Annotated in this window: 14 protein-coding genes; 7 read left to right on the forward strand and 7 right to left on the reverse strand. The window is 66.0% G+C overall.

The genetic code is table 11. From position 1 onward, the window contains the following. Nucleotides 1-4 precede the first annotated feature (4 nt). The gene (gene ubiB / locus QQW98_RS07175) at nt 5-1,561 is read left to right on the forward strand and encodes a 2-polyprenylphenol 6-hydroxylase (RefSeq protein ID WP_290134308.1); all 1,557 of its coding nucleotides are present in this window, start codon (nt 5-7) and stop codon (nt 1,559-1,561) included. On the opposite strand, the gene QQW98_RS07180 is transcribed toward ubiB, so the two are convergent. Continuing rightward, nucleotides 1,558-1,944 (reverse strand): DUF4345 family protein, encoded by a 387-nt coding sequence (locus QQW98_RS07180; protein ID WP_290134309.1) that lies wholly within the window; start codon nt 1,942-1,944, stop codon nt 1,558-1,560. The genes ubiB and QQW98_RS07180 overlap by 4 nt on opposite strands. A gap of 243 nt (nt 1,945-2,187) precedes the next feature. Here QQW98_RS07180 and QQW98_RS07185 point away from each other — a divergent pair, with 243 nt between their 5' ends. From QQW98_RS07185 to QQW98_RS07195, 3 genes are read left to right on the forward strand one after another with little or no spacing between them, the layout of a single operon-like run. Continuing rightward, a complete protein-coding gene (locus tag QQW98_RS07185) occupies nt 2,188-3,864 on the forward strand; it encodes a bifunctional phosphopantothenoylcysteine decarboxylase/phosphopantothenate synthase (protein ID WP_290134310.1) in 1,677 nt (558 codons plus the stop codon). Further along, nucleotides 3,857-4,300 (forward strand): dUTP diphosphatase, encoded by a 444-nt coding sequence (gene dut / locus QQW98_RS07190; RefSeq protein WP_290134311.1) that lies wholly within the window; start codon nt 3,857-3,859, stop codon nt 4,298-4,300. The genes QQW98_RS07185 and dut overlap by 8 nt, the downstream gene beginning before the upstream one ends. Nucleotides 4,301-4,305: 5 nt before the next feature. Further along, nucleotides 4,306-4,638, forward strand: coding sequence for a hypothetical protein (locus QQW98_RS07195; protein ID WP_290134312.1), 333 nt, complete (start codon nt 4,306-4,308; stop codon nt 4,636-4,638). A gap of 105 nt (nt 4,639-4,743) precedes the next feature. On the opposite strand, the gene QQW98_RS07200 is transcribed toward QQW98_RS07195, so the two are convergent. The 4 genes from QQW98_RS07200 to secB form a co-directional block, all read right to left on the reverse strand. Continuing rightward, the gene (locus QQW98_RS07200) at nt 4,744-5,466 is read right to left on the reverse strand and encodes a DUF4136 domain-containing protein (protein WP_290134313.1); all 723 of its coding nucleotides are present in this window, start codon (nt 5,464-5,466) and stop codon (nt 4,744-4,746) included. 163 nt (nt 5,467-5,629) lie between these two features. Then, nucleotides 5,630-6,697: a tryptophan--tRNA ligase gene (gene trpS / locus QQW98_RS07205; protein WP_290134314.1), complete on the reverse strand. Its 1,068-nt coding sequence runs from the start codon at nt 6,695-6,697 to the stop codon at nt 5,630-5,632. 4 nt (nt 6,698-6,701) lie between these two features. Further along, on the reverse strand, nt 6,702-8,273 hold the full coding sequence (gene murJ, locus QQW98_RS07210) for a murein biosynthesis integral membrane protein MurJ (protein WP_290134315.1): 1,572 nt from the start codon (nt 8,271-8,273) through the stop codon (nt 6,702-6,704). A gap of 25 nt (nt 8,274-8,298) precedes the next feature. Then, nucleotides 8,299-8,832: a protein-export chaperone SecB gene (gene secB, locus QQW98_RS07215; RefSeq protein ID WP_290134316.1), complete on the reverse strand. Its 534-nt coding sequence runs from the start codon at nt 8,830-8,832 to the stop codon at nt 8,299-8,301. Nucleotides 8,833-9,105: 273 nt separating this feature from the next. Between secB and QQW98_RS07220 the strand changes: the two genes are divergently transcribed. Genes QQW98_RS07220 through QQW98_RS07230 form a run of 3 tightly spaced genes read left to right on the forward strand, consistent with a single transcriptional unit; the run spans nt 9,106 to nt 11,545 of the window. Continuing rightward, nucleotides 9,106-9,762 carry a Tim44/TimA family putative adaptor protein gene (locus QQW98_RS07220; protein WP_290134317.1) on the forward strand — a complete coding sequence of 219 codons (657 nt, stop codon included), beginning with the start codon at nt 9,106-9,108 and terminating at the stop codon, nt 9,760-9,762. Between the two features lie 26 nt (nt 9,763-9,788). Then, on the forward strand, nt 9,789-10,970 hold the full coding sequence (gene mltA, locus QQW98_RS07225) for a murein transglycosylase A (RefSeq protein ID WP_404800887.1): 1,182 nt from the start codon (nt 9,789-9,791) through the stop codon (nt 10,968-10,970). Beyond that, complete coding sequence (locus tag QQW98_RS07230; RefSeq protein WP_290134319.1) at nt 10,967-11,545, forward strand: Smr/MutS family protein; 579 nt, start codon at nt 10,967-10,969, stop codon at nt 11,543-11,545. Before mltA ends, QQW98_RS07230 begins: the two co-directional genes overlap by 4 nt. A gap of 55 nt (nt 11,546-11,600) precedes the next feature. Here QQW98_RS07230 and QQW98_RS07235 read toward each other — a convergent pair whose 3' ends face one another. Next, nucleotides 11,601-12,665 carry a nuclease-related domain-containing protein gene (locus QQW98_RS07235; protein WP_290134320.1) on the reverse strand — a complete coding sequence of 355 codons (1,065 nt, stop codon included), beginning with the start codon at nt 12,663-12,665 and terminating at the stop codon, nt 11,601-11,603. A gap of 57 nt (nt 12,666-12,722) precedes the next feature. Then, a complete protein-coding gene (aroC, locus tag QQW98_RS07240) occupies nt 12,723-13,796 on the reverse strand; it encodes a chorismate synthase (RefSeq protein ID WP_290134321.1) in 1,074 nt (357 codons plus the stop codon). Nucleotides 13,797-13,891: the final 95 nt, after the last annotated feature.

Below are 13,891 nucleotides of genomic sequence, written 5' to 3' on the forward strand. Positions count from 1 at the left end.
TCGCATGACCGCGCCGCGCACGCATATCTGGCGGCTCCTGAAGTGGGGCCGGACCGCGGCGAAGCATGGTGCGTTGCGGGGTATCGAGCGCGATCCCAACACGCCGCCGCCGGTGCGCCGGATGGTGCGCATCGCGCGCTTCGGGACGATCCAGCCTGCCGTGCCGGACTATGCCGGCGCATTCCAGGATATCGGCCCGGCCGCAATCAAGCTCGGCCAGTCGCTCGCGACGCGGCCAGACCTTGTGGGCGAGGAAGCGGCGCAGAACCTGCTCAGCCTGCAGGACGACCTGCCGCCAGTGCCGTTCAGCGCCATTTGCGCCGAAATAGAGCGCAGCTTCGCCGCGCCGTGGAGCGACTATTTCGCCAGCATCGAGGAAGAGCCGGTCGGCTCCGCCTCCATCGCGCAGGTGCACAAGGCGGTGACGACCGACGGGCGCACCGTCGCCGTCAAGGTGCTGCGCCCCGGCGTGCGCGAGCGGTTCGCCCGCGATATCGCGACCTATGAATGGGCTGCGGCCCACCTGGAAGCGCTGGGCGGGGAAGCGGCTCGCCTGCGCCCGCGCCTCACCATCGCCAATTTCAAGCGCTGGTCAAACACCGAGCTGGACCTGCGCCGCGAAGCCGCCGCCGCCAGCGAATTGGCGCAGGCGATGCGCGGTTACGAAGGTTACCGCGTGCCCGATATCGATTGGGACCGCACCAACGGCCGGGTGATGACGGTCGAATGGATCGACGGGATCAAGATCAGCCGGCGCGACGACCTTCGCGCAGCCGGGCACGACCTTGAGGAACTGTCCGAGCGGCTGGTGCTCGCTTTCCTGACCCAGGCGATCGACAGTGGTTTCTTTCATGCGGACATGCACCAGGGGAACCTGTTCGTGGAAGCGGACGGAACCATTGCGGCGATCGATTTCGGCATCATGGGCCGGATCGACCGGCAGGCGCGGCAGTGGCTCGCCGAAATCCTCTACGGCCTCACCACCGGCAATTACCGCCGCGTCGCCGAAATCCATTTCGAGGCGCAATACGTCCCCTCGCACCATTCGGTCGACGAATTCGCCACCGCCCTGCGCGCCGTGGGCGAACCGATGCGCGGCAAGCCGGTAAGCGAGCTGTCGGTCGGCCAGATGCTCGACGGGCTGTTCGCCATCACCCGCGATTTCGATATGCAGACCCAGCCGCACCTGCTGCTGCTCCAGAAGACGATGGTGATGGTCGAAGGTATCGCCACCCAGCTCAATCCTCAAATCAATATGTGGGACGTTTCCGCGCCCTATGTGCGCAGCTGGATCCGCGACGAGCTGGGGCCGGAGGCCGCTGTTGCCGATGCGCTGAAGGAAAATGTCTCCACCCTGCTACGTTTGCCGGACCTGGTGCGCCGGGTCGAAGAACGCTTCCCCCCGCGCGGCGGCGCGCCGGAGCCTGCACCGCTGCCCGAAATCGAGCTGATGTGGGAGCGCCGCCAGCGCGAAGGCAAGTCGGCCTGGGGCTATCTCCTCGCCGGGCTGGTGGGGGCTGGCGTCACCGCCGCCGCCACCGCGCTCGGCTGGATATTCTAGCCCCTGATTTCGGCTAGGTCGCGGTGCGGCAGCACGCGGCTGCCGACCAGGCACAGGGTCGTCGTCACCGCCTCCACCAGCATCGGCAGCCAGAAACCTTCCACCGTGCCGTCTGCGACCATGCTGACGATGCGCCCCAGCAAGGCGATGGCGAACAGCGCAGCCGGCACCAGCAGCACGTCGCCGTTGCGGCGCCATCCGCCCCAGATCATGGAGCTGCCTGCCACCACGAAAAAGGCGGTCATGTCGGCGCGCAGCGCGGCAAGCCCGGCGGCGTCGGCGGCTTCCAGCCCGAAGCTGACGGCGCTCACCGCCGGGTTGAGCAGGAAGCCGATGCCCATCAGCGCGAAAAACAGGCCGCCTGCGACCAGAACGAACCTCAAGATCAAATTCATCGCGCGCCATCTCCCCCGGTTTGCACGTACCGACGCGCCAACACCTGCGCGCGTTAAGCCCGTGATGAAAGCAATATTTAACCACCGCAAGGCAGGGCTGGTCTGGAAGCTTGGGTGCGGCTAGACATGAAACATGGTTAACGCCGCGGATATAGGGGATCCATCGATGATCGCTGACAGTGCGCCCCGCCGCAACGGCGATGTTCGCGCCTGCAACAAGGTGCGCGGCTGATGGCGCGCGTCCTGCTGGTCGTCGGCGGCGGCATCGCGGCCTACAAGTCTTGCGAGCTGGTGCGCCTGATCCGCAAGGGCGGCGGCGAAGTGACCTGCGTGGTGACGGAAGGCGGGCAGCAGTTCGTCACCCCCATGGCGCTCGCCGCGCTCAGCGAAAACCAGGTCTATACCTCGCTGTGGGACCTCAAGAACGAGGCCGAGATGGGCCACATCCAGCTGAGCCGCGAGGCCGACCTGGTCGTCGTCTGCCCGGCCACTGCCGACATGCTCGCCAAGATGGCGGCCGGCATTGCCGACGATCTTGCGACCACGCTGATCCTCGCGACCGACAAGCCCGTGATGGCCGTGCCCGCAATGAACGTGCGCATGTGGCAGCACGAAGCGACGCAGCGCAACGTCGGCTGGTTGCGGCAAGCCGGCGTCGACGTGATCGACCCCGACGAAGGCGCGATGGCTTGCGGCGAATACGGCCCCGGCCGGCTGCCGGAGCCGGAGATGATCTGGCTCTCCATCGCGGAAAAGCTGGGCCTCAACCCCGGCGATGCTGGCCCGGCGGATATCGCCGCCTTGCAGAGCGAGGCGCTGGAGCCGGAAAGCTTCGAGGAAGCTGACGAGCATTACGACGAGGAGCCCGAAGAACGGCGCCGCAGCGGGCTCGGCGGCCTGCTTGCCTCGATCATCCCGCGCTCGGTCCCCCGCAAGATCGAGCCGGAGGAAGTCGCATACCAGGATTACAACGGCCCCGACGAGGAGGAGGAAGATCTCCCGCCCGTCGAGGAAGAGGACATTCCCTTCAACCCCGACGCGGGCGGAGGCCTGCTTGCCAGCAAGGGCGTGGCCAAGGCCGCCCCGCCGACCGACCCCCAGGAAATTGCGAGACAGCTTGGCTTGGACCGCGCCGCGCCAGAGCCGATGGAAGGCGAGGCGGAGGGTGCCTTTGCGTCGGTCCACCAAGCGCCGCCTGCCGATCCCCTGGCCGGGCAGCCCGCCTTCGAGATCGATCCCGAGCATCGCCCGCTGTTCGACCGGCACGTGCTGATTACCGCCGGCCCGACGTGGGAGCCGATCGACCCGGTGCGTTATATCGCCAACCGGTCTTCGGGACGGCAAGGCTATGCCATCGCCGCCGCGGCCGCCGCGCTCGGCGCGCGGGTTACGCTGGTCTCCGGCCCGGTGCACCTTCAGACCCCGCCGGGCGTCGACCGGATCGATGTCGAATCCGCCGAGGAAATGGCGCGCGAGGTAAAGGCGGCACTGCCGGCCGATGCCGCGGTCATGGTGGCCGCCGTCGCCGACTGGCGGCCGAAGGATTACACCGGCCACAAGATAAAGAAGCGCGGCGCCGCGCCGCCCGCGCTGATGCTCACCGAAAATCCCGACATCCTGACGTCCGTCGCGGCCAGCCCGCAGCGGCCGAAGCTGGTCGTGGGCTTCGCTGCCGAAACCGACGACCTGATCCAGAACGCGCAGAAGAAGCGCAAGAGCAAGACGGCCGACTGGATCGTCGCCAACGATGTTTCGGGCGACGTCATGGGCGGCGACAACAACACCGTGCGCCTCGTCAGCGAAGACGGCGTGGAGGAATGGGACACGATGCCCAAGGAAGAGGTCGCGCTGGCGCTGGCCGAACGGATTGCCGACGCGCTCGACGAACGGGACGCGCGCGATGACTGACGTGCCTGTCCGGGTCAAACGCCTGCCGCACGGCGGCGGCCTCGACCTGCCGACTTACGAAACCGACGGTGCGGCGGGCATGGACGTGGTGAGCGCGGAGACAGTCACCATCGCGCCGGGATCGCGCCATGCCGTGGCGACGGGCTTCGCTATGGCCATCCCCGTAGGATATGAAATACAGGTGCGCCCCCGCAGTGGGCTGGCGCTGAAACACGGCATCAGCGTGCCGAACACGCCGGGCACGATCGATTCCGACTATCGCGGCGAAGTGAAAGTGCTGTTGATCAACCACGGCGACGCGACGTTTGCGATCGAGCGCGGCGACCGCGTGGCGCAGCTGGTCATCGCGCCCGTCACCCGCGCCAGCTTTGCCGAGGTCGAGGAGCTGGACGACACCGCGCGCGGCACCGCCGGCTTCGGCTCGACCGGCGTCTGATCGCGATGCCGGGGATCGGCGGCCTCAGCCCGGGCATCCTCCTCCTCGTCCTGCTGCTCGTTCTGATCTGGATGGTCGTGCTGGTGTGGCTCGGCGACCGGATGCTCGGCTATGTCTCGCGGCGCACGGGCTGGGCGATGCGCGACTGGAGGAACTGGCTGGCCAGCACGGTCCTGCTGATCGCACTGATCCACGTGGCGAACTGGGCCATCGACGTGGCGGAGGCGCTGCTGCGCGGCAACGCGATAGAGCCGAACCCCGGCTGGCCCGGCGCCTTCCTGATCGGATCGGTCGCAATCGGCGTTCCGATTGCTGCACTCAGGCGCCGGCGCAAGTAGCCGAGGCGTCGATCGGAATTGGGCAGACCTGGGTAACGCTCAAAACAGAAACGGGCGCTGCGGTCATCCGCTAGCGCCCGTTTCCTTCCATCTGGTTATGCTGCGTCAGCGGCGGCGGACCGGCTGGTCTTCCGGCTTCACGCTGATGCGGACCGTTTCACCCGAATTGCCGGGGAAGTCGGTGAACATCGCTTCGACCAGGTTGGGGACCAGGTACTGCAGGCGATTGCTGGTCGACAGGGCCTGCGCCTTGCCTTCGAACAGTCGCTCGCCGGTCGCGGCGCGGTCGATCTTCATGTCGATGCCGCTGGTGTAGACCGTGTCGGCCCACACATCGTTGCCGCGGCGGAAGAACGGATCGTGGTAGCCATAGCCCCAGGCACGGGTCGGCACGACGGCGACGCGGCCATCACGCGTGCGCACACGGCGATACACGGTGCGCGGGCCGCGATAGCCATACCAGCGGTCGTAGAACGGATCGCCACCATAGCCGAAGCCGCTGGACCGGACGCGGGTGCGCCCGTTGTCGACCCCGTAGTCGAAGCGCACGAGCAGATCGGCGGCTTCCGGGTTGTCGGTCGGCGTGTAGCCGAGCAGCGCCATCTCTTCCTCGACGAAGTCCGCATACTGCGAAAACTCGAGGCCGCCGGCCAGTTCTGGATCGTCGGCAATGACAGCGAACGTCTGTCCGGTCGGGGCCGGGAGCTGGCTTTCGAAACGGGATACATCGGCGTTAAAGCCGGTGGTGCAGGCGCCAAGGCCTGCGAGAAGGATCGGGGCAGCGGCCAGTTTCGCGACCTTGGATGCCCCCTGGATACGTCGGAACATGGTGTGTCTCCATTCAGGGTGGGCTGCGTCCCGCGTGCCCCCCATAATTGCGCACACGACCATCAGCGTTGGCGTTGTTCTACGCAGCCGCCAGTGAACCGGGATTGAACGCCCGATTTAACAAAAGGTCAAGTTTTCGAGCCGTTTGCGGGAGGTTGCGTGCCTAGCCGCGGACGAGGCCGAGCGCCTCGTAAGCCCGGGCCAGCGTGGGCACGGCCCTTTCGCGAGCCCGTGCCGCGCCCTTGGCAAGGATCGCATCGAGCGTATCGGTGTCCGCCTTCAGCTCCGTGAAGCGCGCGGCGATCGGGCCGAGCGTCTCGACCATCAAGTCGCCCAGCGCCGGCTTGAACTTGCCGAACCCTTCGCCGCCGAAATCGGCCAGCACCGCCTCGGCACTCGTCTGCGCCAGCGCGGCGTAGATGGTGACGAGGTTCAGAGCCTCCGGCCGGTCCGCCAGACCATCTGTCTCCGACGGCAGCGGTTCGGGATCGGTCTTGGCCTTCTTCACCTTTTTCATGATCGTGTCGGCATCGTCGGACAGGTTGATGCGGCTCATGTCGCTGTCGTCCGACTTGGACATCTTCCGTGATCCGTCACGCAGGCTCATGATCCGCGCGGCCGCGGGCGGCACGATTGCATCGGGCAGGGTGAAGACCGGCGCTTCGTCGCCATCTTCATTCCTCGGAGCAAAATCGTTGTTGAACTTCTGCGCGATGTCGCGCGCCAGCTCCAGGTGCTGCTTCTGGTCGTCGCCTACCGGAACGTGCGTCGCCTGGTAGAGCAGCACGTCGGCGGCCTGCAGCACGGGGTAGGAGAACAGCGCAACCGACTGGCCTTCGCGGTTCTTGCCAGCCTTGTCCTTCCACTGCGTCATGCGGTTCAGCCAGCCCATGCGCGCCGTGCCGGATAGCAGCCACTGCAGCTCCGCATGCTGCGGCACTTGCGCCTGGTTGAACAGGATGGAGCGGTCGGGATCGATCCCGCAGGCGACCAGCGCCGCGGCCATCTCCAGCGTGCCGGCGCGCAGCTCCGCCGGATCGTGCGGCATGGAAATGGCGTGCAGGTCCGCAAGGAAATACAGGCACTCTCTGTCTGCGCTACCGCCTTCGGCTACTTGAGCGCGGTTAGCCTCTTCCAGATCGTCCTGCATGGCCACCCAGTTGCGGATCGCGCCCAGGTAATTGCCGAGGTGCAGGTTGCCCGTGGGCTGGATACCGGAAACGACACGCATGGAATCAAGGCTCTTTCTTCGAAGTCAGGGTGCGGATGCGCTGCCGGTCGATCGCGCCTATGGCAAAGGCGATGCCGAAATAGACGACCGCCGAGCACGCCACCAGGGCGATAAGCGCCCCGGCGCGCGCGAACAACCCGGCATCGTACCACCCGGCCAGCAGGTCGCGCGCGAACCACAGCGCCGCGCCCATCGCCGCCGCCGCGACCAGTTGCCGCCCGATCCGCGCGACCAGCTTCAGCGGGATGGTGTAATAGTCGCGCTTCACCAGCACGACGTAGAGATAGAAAACGTTGATCCACGCGCCGATGACGCTGGCAAAGGCTACGCCGACCACGCCGAAATCCTCCAGCAGCACGAAATTCATCGCGATGAAGACCGCCAGCGAAATGAAGGCGGCATAGACCGGCGTGCGCGTGTCCGACCGGGCGTAGAAATTGGGCACCAGCACCTTCACCAGCACATAGGCCGGCAAACCGAGCACCAGCGCCGCGACGACCCGGCCGGTCAAATCCGCCTGTTCCAGGCTGAACCGGCCGCCCTGGAAGATCATCGTGACGAACGGGACCGCGCAGATCGCCAGCGCCACGGCGGCGGGCATCGTCAGCAGCATGGCGACTTCGATCGCGTCGGATTGCACGCGGTCGGTACCTTCGCGGTTCTTGGTACCGACGAACTTGCTGAGCGTCGGCAGGATCGCGGTCGACAGCGCTATGCCGATGATGCCGAGCGGCAGCTGGTTCAGCCGGTCGGCATAATTCATGTAGCTGATCGCGCCATCGTCGAGCCGGTTGAGGAAGTAGAGCTGGACCAGCGTGTTGATCTGGTAGGCCCCGCCGCCGATTGCCGCCGGCAGCGCGATGATCGACAGGCGCTTCACTTCCGGCGTGATCCGCGGCCACAGCAGCTTGGGCCGGAAGCCTTCGACGCGGGCCCAGTAATACAGCCATGCAAGCTGGATGACCCCGCCGATCGTAACCGCCCACGCCTGGCTGTAGCCGACCTGCCGCGTGGTCCAGCCCCATTCGGCCATCGCGTAATCGCCGAACAGCAACGCCGCGATCAGGGTGAGGTTGAGCAGGATGGGGAAGCTTGCGCCGGGCGCAAAGCGGCTGACCGAATTCAACATGCCGGTGAACAGCGTCACCAGGCTGACCAGCAGGATATAGGGGAACATGATCCGCGCGAAATCGACTTCCATCGCGAAGTTCGCCGGCGGGGACTGCCCGTCGCCCAGCGCCATGATCACCAGCGGCATCGCCAGCATCATGATCGCGCAGACCGCGATCAGCACGGGCAGGAAGACGCTGAGCACGTCGTCGGAGAAGCTGCGCGCTTCCTCGATCCCGCCGTCCCCGTGCAAACGCTTGGAAAACATCGGCACGAATGCGGCGGAAAACGCGCCTTCCGCGAACAGGCGGCGGAAGACGTTCGGGATGATGAAGGCCTGGAACCACGCGTCCGTCACCGCATTGGCGCCGAGCACGCGGCTGAAGATCATCTCGCGCGCGAGGCCGGCGACGCGGCTGACCATCGTCAGCCCGCCGATCGTCCCGACATTCTTGAGCAGGCTCATCCGATGAGACCCGTCAGGGTTTGGCTCAGGCGTCCGCTGCCGGTGTACCCGCGCCTTCTTCCGCCTCGCGCGCGCGCTTCGCGGCAAGTTGCTGGAAGTAGAGGCCCTGGAAGTCGATCGGGTCGAGCATCAGCGGCGGGAAGCCCGCATCGTGCACGGCATCGGCGACCACGCGGCGGGCGAAGGGGAACAGCATCCGCGGCGCTTCGGAATAAAGGAACATGTGCGCCTGGTCTTCGGCCATGTTGCGCATGCCGACGAGGCCGCAATAGGCGAGCTCGATGATATAGGCCGCGCCCGCCTGTGCGTTGGCGGTGCAGACGATCTTCAGCTCGACCTCGTGAACCCCGTCGCCAACGTCCCTGGCAGCGATGTTGAACTGCACGTCCAGCTGCGGCTGGTCGGTCCACTGGAAGCTTTCCGGCGCCTTCGGGTTCTCGACCGAAAGGTCCTTCACATATTGCGTGATGAAGCCCGCGCTCGGTTGGTTGTCGGCGCCGTTTGCGCCTTCTGCCGGGTTGGGTACGGGATTGGCGGGCATGTTGCCTTCGTCGGCCATGAATAGTGTCCTGGTTACCGGGTTGTCGGGCCGCGCCGATTCCGGAGCGGCGATTTCGCGACAGCGCGCCTAGCACCCGCTCACCGCCCCCGCAACGCCGCTCTGCAGGCAGGCGCAGCGCCGCGGCGGCGCGGTCTCATCGCTTGTTCATTTGTGTTTGATCACTATTTCAGGCACCAATGGTAAACGGTTTCGTTGGAAGGAACGCCCGGCAAATCCGGTGGGCGGGCCCGGCGGCGCCTCGCAGAGCCTAAGGGGCAGGAAAAGACTAACGTGTTTTGGGAAATCATCATCCTTGCCATGATCGCGGCCTTTCTGGGCCTGCGCCTCTATTCCGTACTGGGCCAGCGCGCCGAGCATGAGGAAGAACCGTCGGTGACCCGGCTGGAGCAGCCGCGCGAACAGCAGCGAGAGCGCCCTGCCGAGGCTGCAGCGCCGCAGGGCCAGCAGGCGATGCCGCAATTCTCCGGCGTGACCCCGGCGATCGAGCGGGGCCTGCGTGAAATTTCCGCCGCCGACCGCCAGTTCGACCTGCTCTCGTTTCTCGAAGGGGCGAAGGGCGCCTATTCCGTCGTGCTGGAAGCCTTCTGGGAAGGCGACCGCGAAGATCTGCGCGAACTGACCGATGCCGATGTCTACGCCGGTTTCGAAGCGGCCATCGCCGCGCGCGAGGAAGCGGGCGAAACGCTCAGGAACAGCCTGGTGCGGATCGAGGATGCGGTCATCCACTCCGCCGAACTCGACGGCTCGATCGCGCGGATCACCGTGCGCTTCATCGCCGACATCGCCGCCGTCACTTACGACAAGGATGGCAACGTGGTCGCCGGATCGCTCGACGATGCCATCGAAAGCGTCGACGTCTGGACGTTCGAGCGTGATACGCGTCTGCCTGGCCCCAAGTGGCTGGTGACCGAAACCGACGAGGGCTGAGGCCCGTGAACATCAGGGTCAAAGCCATGCTGCGAGCCGCTGCCCTGCTAGCCGCGCCGCTGGCGCTCGCCGGCTGCCAGATCGTCCCCGAACCGATCGATCGCGCGCCGCCGCCGCCCGCGGGCACTACGGCGCTCGAAATGGGCGTGCGCGCCGGACCGCCCGTTGCGCACCTCAACCTGACTTACGACGACGCGGCCAGCGCGCTGCTCGCCTTCAACACCAGCTGCCCCGTCGTCTTGTCGCGCGAGGATGCGAGCGGGCTGACTATTAACAGCGACTGGAGAGAGGCCTGCGCCGCGTTTACCGCTTGGCCCGCCGCCGATCCAAAAGGTTTCTTCGCGCGCTTTTTCGACACGGTCGAGGTGGGCACGAACGATGCCTTTGCCACCGGCTATTTCGAGCCGGAGATCGCCGGGTCGCGCGCGTTCCAGCCGGGCTATGCCCCGGTGTACGCAATGCCGGACGACCTCGTGCGCGCATGGCCCGACGACATGCCCGAAAGCGAACGGACGGGCCGTGCACCCCTGGGCCGCTATGACGAGAGCGGCAGGTTCGTGCCCTATTACACCCGCGCAGAGATCGAGGACGGGGCGCTCGCCGGGCGCGGGCTGGAATTGGGCTGGGCGGTCGATCCGATCGAGCTGTTCTTTCTGCAGATCCAGGGCAGCGGGCGGCTCGCCTTTGCCGACGGCAGCGTGACGCGCATCGGCTATGCCGGGCAGAACGGTCACGGCTACACCGGCATCGGCGCGCTGATGCGCCAGCGCGGCCTGATTGGCGACGGCACAAATTACCCCACCAGCATGCAGGGCATCGTCCAGTATTTGCGCGACCATCCGGCCGAAGGCCGCGCGATCATGCGCGAGAACGAAAGCTGGATCTTCTTCCGCGAACTGACCGGCCCGAATGCCGCGATCGGGCCCATCGGCAGCATCGGCGTGCCCGTGCGGGGCCGCGCATCGGTCGCGGTAGATCCCAAATACGTCCCCTATGGCGCGCCCGTCTGGCTCGATCTGGACCGCGACGTGGCGGACGGGCTGTGGGTGGCACAGGACACGGGCGGGGCGATCAAAGGCCCCAACCGCTTCGACACGTTCTGGGGCGCGGGTGCCGAAGCGCGCGAGATTGCCGGCGGCATGAGCGGGCGGGGCCGCGCCTATATCCTCCTGCCGAAAGCCGCCGCGCGCCGCCTGCTGGCGCGATGAGCTATCCGCGCGGCCTGACGCCGGAAGAGCAGGCGCTCTGGGAACAGCTGGCCGCCACAGCAACGCCGCTTCATCCTCCGCGAGCCAAAGCAGCCAGTCGCCCGCAGTTTGATCGGGAGGCCCCGCGAGCGAAGGTCGCAACACCGCCCCGCAAACCGAAGGGCCGCGTCCCGCCGCTGCGTGCGCCCGTACCTCCGCCGCCACCGGCCCCGCGCCCGCTCGATGCGCAGCACGGGCTCGACAATTCGTGGGAGCGCAAGCTCGCCCGCGCGGGGGTGGAGCCCGATTTCACGCTCGACCTCCATGGCCATACGCTGGATGGCGCGTGGAAGCGGCTCGACAGCGGCATCGCGCAGGCGAAGGCGATGGACGCACGCCTGGTCCTCGTGGTCACCGGCAAGTCCCGCCCGGTCGATGCCGCGGACCGCGGGACCAGCCGCGGGGCGATCCGCGCCAAGATCCTCGACTGGCTCGCCGCCGGCCCCCACGGCGCGGACATCGCCGCCGTCCGCAAGGCGCACCGCCGCCACGGCGGCGATGGTGCGCTTTATCTTGTGCTGCGGCGGGGGCGTTGATGAATTAGCAGGTCCCTCAATAACGCGCCGGTGAGAGGAATTGGATCTGGTCGGCCTAGGCCCAATAGCGATTGACTGTGCTTCTTAATCGTGACTCGATCTGTTCACGCAAATCAGCGAAATGTTCGGCTTTCACAATCCAGTTCTTATACTTCGGTTGCCAGCGACCCCTGCCTCGAACGGTGCCACGAACTACCTCGATCAACGGTTTCGCCGGCGGATTGCGAATTGCAACTTCACCGTTTCCAAGCTCGCGGAAGGTGATTTCGCCGTGTGGGGTGCCAAGCGGCGAAAGATCGAGCCTCGATTGCTGTGAACTGGGCGTCTCTGGAGAAGACGCGTTCCGTTTCACCGGCAACCGGTGGACGTTGTCAGCTTTTCGAGCGCCTTCTTCAGCCTGATCTCCCTGACCAAGCCCAAGCCGCCGTTCCCAATCGAATGTTATTGGTTCATGAGCTTCACACAATGCGGCGCCAAGCCCGCGAAGCCAGTTAGTGTCGCGCTTCTCCCAGAATCTACCTGCGCACATCCGCATCGCGGATAGGACGCCAACCTTTTCAGCCTGGTCCCTCCACCATGAGGGGAACTGGTCCCACTTCACGATTGTCACATCTTCCGGGATCTCGCGTCGATCCACGCTCGATTTGGGAGCACAAAGGACCATCGGCAGGACCTCGAGATACCCATACCCATTTTCTTCGAGCCAGCGCCGAAGAACGATGGCTTGCAAGCGGGCCTGTTCGATAGGCGAAGGAACAGGTTGCGGGCGATTTCCGTACCAGATCGTCCATTCACCGTGTGCGTCGCACTGCAGTCGCCCGCCGTAATTCTTGGTCTCGCACAGCCAGATACGGCCTTGCACGCGATGGATCACGAGATGGTCGATCTGCGCGTATTCTCCGCGCACGCCTATGCGAATATCGTGCAGCAGCCCCATCCGGTCGGATTCGCCGAATTCCCGGTTCATGATGCGTGCGGCTTCGCGCTCGCCCGCGGTCCCTGCGATCAACTTCGCATATTCTTCGTCGAGGCGTTTTTTCTGAGCCGGATTGCACCGGCCGGCCAAGAGTGTGAGCGCGGCAATGTCGTCGCGGCGACCATCGCAATCTTTCAAATTCATATCAGATTCTCCAATGGCACAATCAGTTAGGCCGTCGGAGTTAAAGCCAGGTTTCTCCTACCCGCACTGCCCGCGGTGCATCATCATCTGGTCGGCCAGCACCAGCGCCATCATCGCTTCTACCACTGGCGTGCCGCGGATGCCGACGCAGGGGTCGTGGCGGCCCTTGGTGCGGATTTCGGTCGCCGTGCCCTCGCGGTCGATGGTTTCGACCGGCGTCAGGATGGAACTGGTCGGCTTGAAGGCCACGCGGCAGGTCACCGGCTGGCCGGTGCTGATACCGCCCGCGAAGCCACCGGCGTGGTTGGCGAGGAATTCGGGCTTATCGCCATCGGGTCCGGGCCGCATTGGGTCGGCGTTGCTCTCCCCGGTGCCGCGCGCGGCATCGAAACCGTCGCCGATCTCCACGCCTTTTACCGCGTTGATGCTCATCATCGCGCCCGCAAGTTCGGCGTCCAGCTTGGCATAGAGCGGCGCGCCCCAGCCCGCTGGCACGCCTTCGGCCCGGCATTCCACCACCGCGCCCAGCGATGATCCGGCTTTGCGCGCTTCGTCCACCAGCGTCTCCCACCGCTTCGCCGCTTCCGGGTCGGGGCAGAAGAAGGGGTTGCGCGCAATCTCGCCCGCGTCAAAGCGCGCCGGATCGATGCGGTCGCCGCCGATTTCCGCGACATAGGCCGTCAGCGTCACCTGTGGGATCACCAGCCGCGCGATCGCACCCGCAGCCACGCGCATGGCGGTTTCCCGCGCGCTCGACCGCCCGCCGCCGCGATAGTCGCGCAGGCCGTATTTCGCGTCGTAGGCGTAATCCGCGTGGCCGGGGCGATAGGCTTTGGCGACTTCAGAATAATCCTTGCTGCGTTGGTCCACGTTCTCGATCATCAGGCTGATCGGCGTGCCCGTGGTCTGCCCTTCGAAAACACCGGACAGGATGCGGACCCTGTCCGGCTCCTGCCGCTGGGTGGTGAACTTGCTCTGCCCAGGTCGGCGTCGGTCGAGGAAGGGTTGGATGTCTTCTTCCGAAAGGGCGAGCCCCGGCGGGCACCCGTCCACCACCGCGCCGATGGCCGGGCCGTGGCTTTCGCCCCAGGTGGTGACGCGCAGCAGGTGGCCGAAGCTGTTGTAACTCATGGCCCGGTTTCCTGCCGCAACTGTGAACGCCTGTCCATTAGCGCTGGACCAAGGGTTTCTTGTGCCGCAAGAACAAAACGCGCTCAAGCAGCGAA

This window comes from Alteriqipengyuania flavescens, assembly GCF_030406725.1.
GTDB classification, from domain to species: domain Bacteria; phylum Pseudomonadota; class Alphaproteobacteria; order Sphingomonadales; family Sphingomonadaceae; genus Alteriqipengyuania_B; species Alteriqipengyuania_B flavescens.

What these genes read in the sequence shown, in the direction of transcription:
- ubiB (WP_290134308.1), top strand. Translation starts at nt 5, where the DNA reads ATGACCGCGCCGCGCACGCATATCTGGCGGCTCCTGAAGTGGGGCCGG.
- QQW98_RS07185 (WP_290134310.1), top strand. Translation starts at nt 2,188, where the DNA reads ATGGCGCGCGTCCTGCTGGTCGTCGGCGGCGGCATCGCGGCCTACAAG.
- dut (WP_290134311.1), top strand. Translation starts at nt 3,857, where the DNA reads ATGACTGACGTGCCTGTCCGGGTCAAACGCCTGCCGCACGGCGGCGGC.
- QQW98_RS07195 (WP_290134312.1), top strand. Translation starts at nt 4,306, where the DNA reads ATGCCGGGGATCGGCGGCCTCAGCCCGGGCATCCTCCTCCTCGTCCTG.
- QQW98_RS07200 (WP_290134313.1), bottom strand. Translation starts at nt 5,466, where the DNA reads ATGTTCCGACGTATCCAGGGGGCATCCAAGGTCGCGAAACTGGCCGCT.
- trpS (WP_290134314.1), bottom strand. Translation starts at nt 6,697, where the DNA reads ATGCGTGTCGTTTCCGGTATCCAGCCCACGGGCAACCTGCACCTCGGC.
- murJ (WP_290134315.1), bottom strand. Translation starts at nt 8,273, where the DNA reads ATGAGCCTGCTCAAGAATGTCGGGACGATCGGCGGGCTGACGATGGTC.
- secB (WP_290134316.1), bottom strand. Translation starts at nt 8,832, where the DNA reads ATGGCCGACGAAGGCAACATGCCCGCCAATCCCGTACCCAACCCGGCA.
- mltA (WP_404800887.1), top strand. Translation starts at nt 9,789, where the DNA reads ATGCTGCGAGCCGCTGCCCTGCTAGCCGCGCCGCTGGCGCTCGCCGGC.
- QQW98_RS07230 (WP_290134319.1), top strand. Translation starts at nt 10,967, where the DNA reads ATGAGCTATCCGCGCGGCCTGACGCCGGAAGAGCAGGCGCTCTGGGAA.
- QQW98_RS07235 (WP_290134320.1), bottom strand. Translation starts at nt 12,665, where the DNA reads ATGAATTTGAAAGATTGCGATGGTCGCCGCGACGACATTGCCGCGCTC.
- aroC (WP_290134321.1), bottom strand. Translation starts at nt 13,796, where the DNA reads ATGAGTTACAACAGCTTCGGCCACCTGCTGCGCGTCACCACCTGGGGC.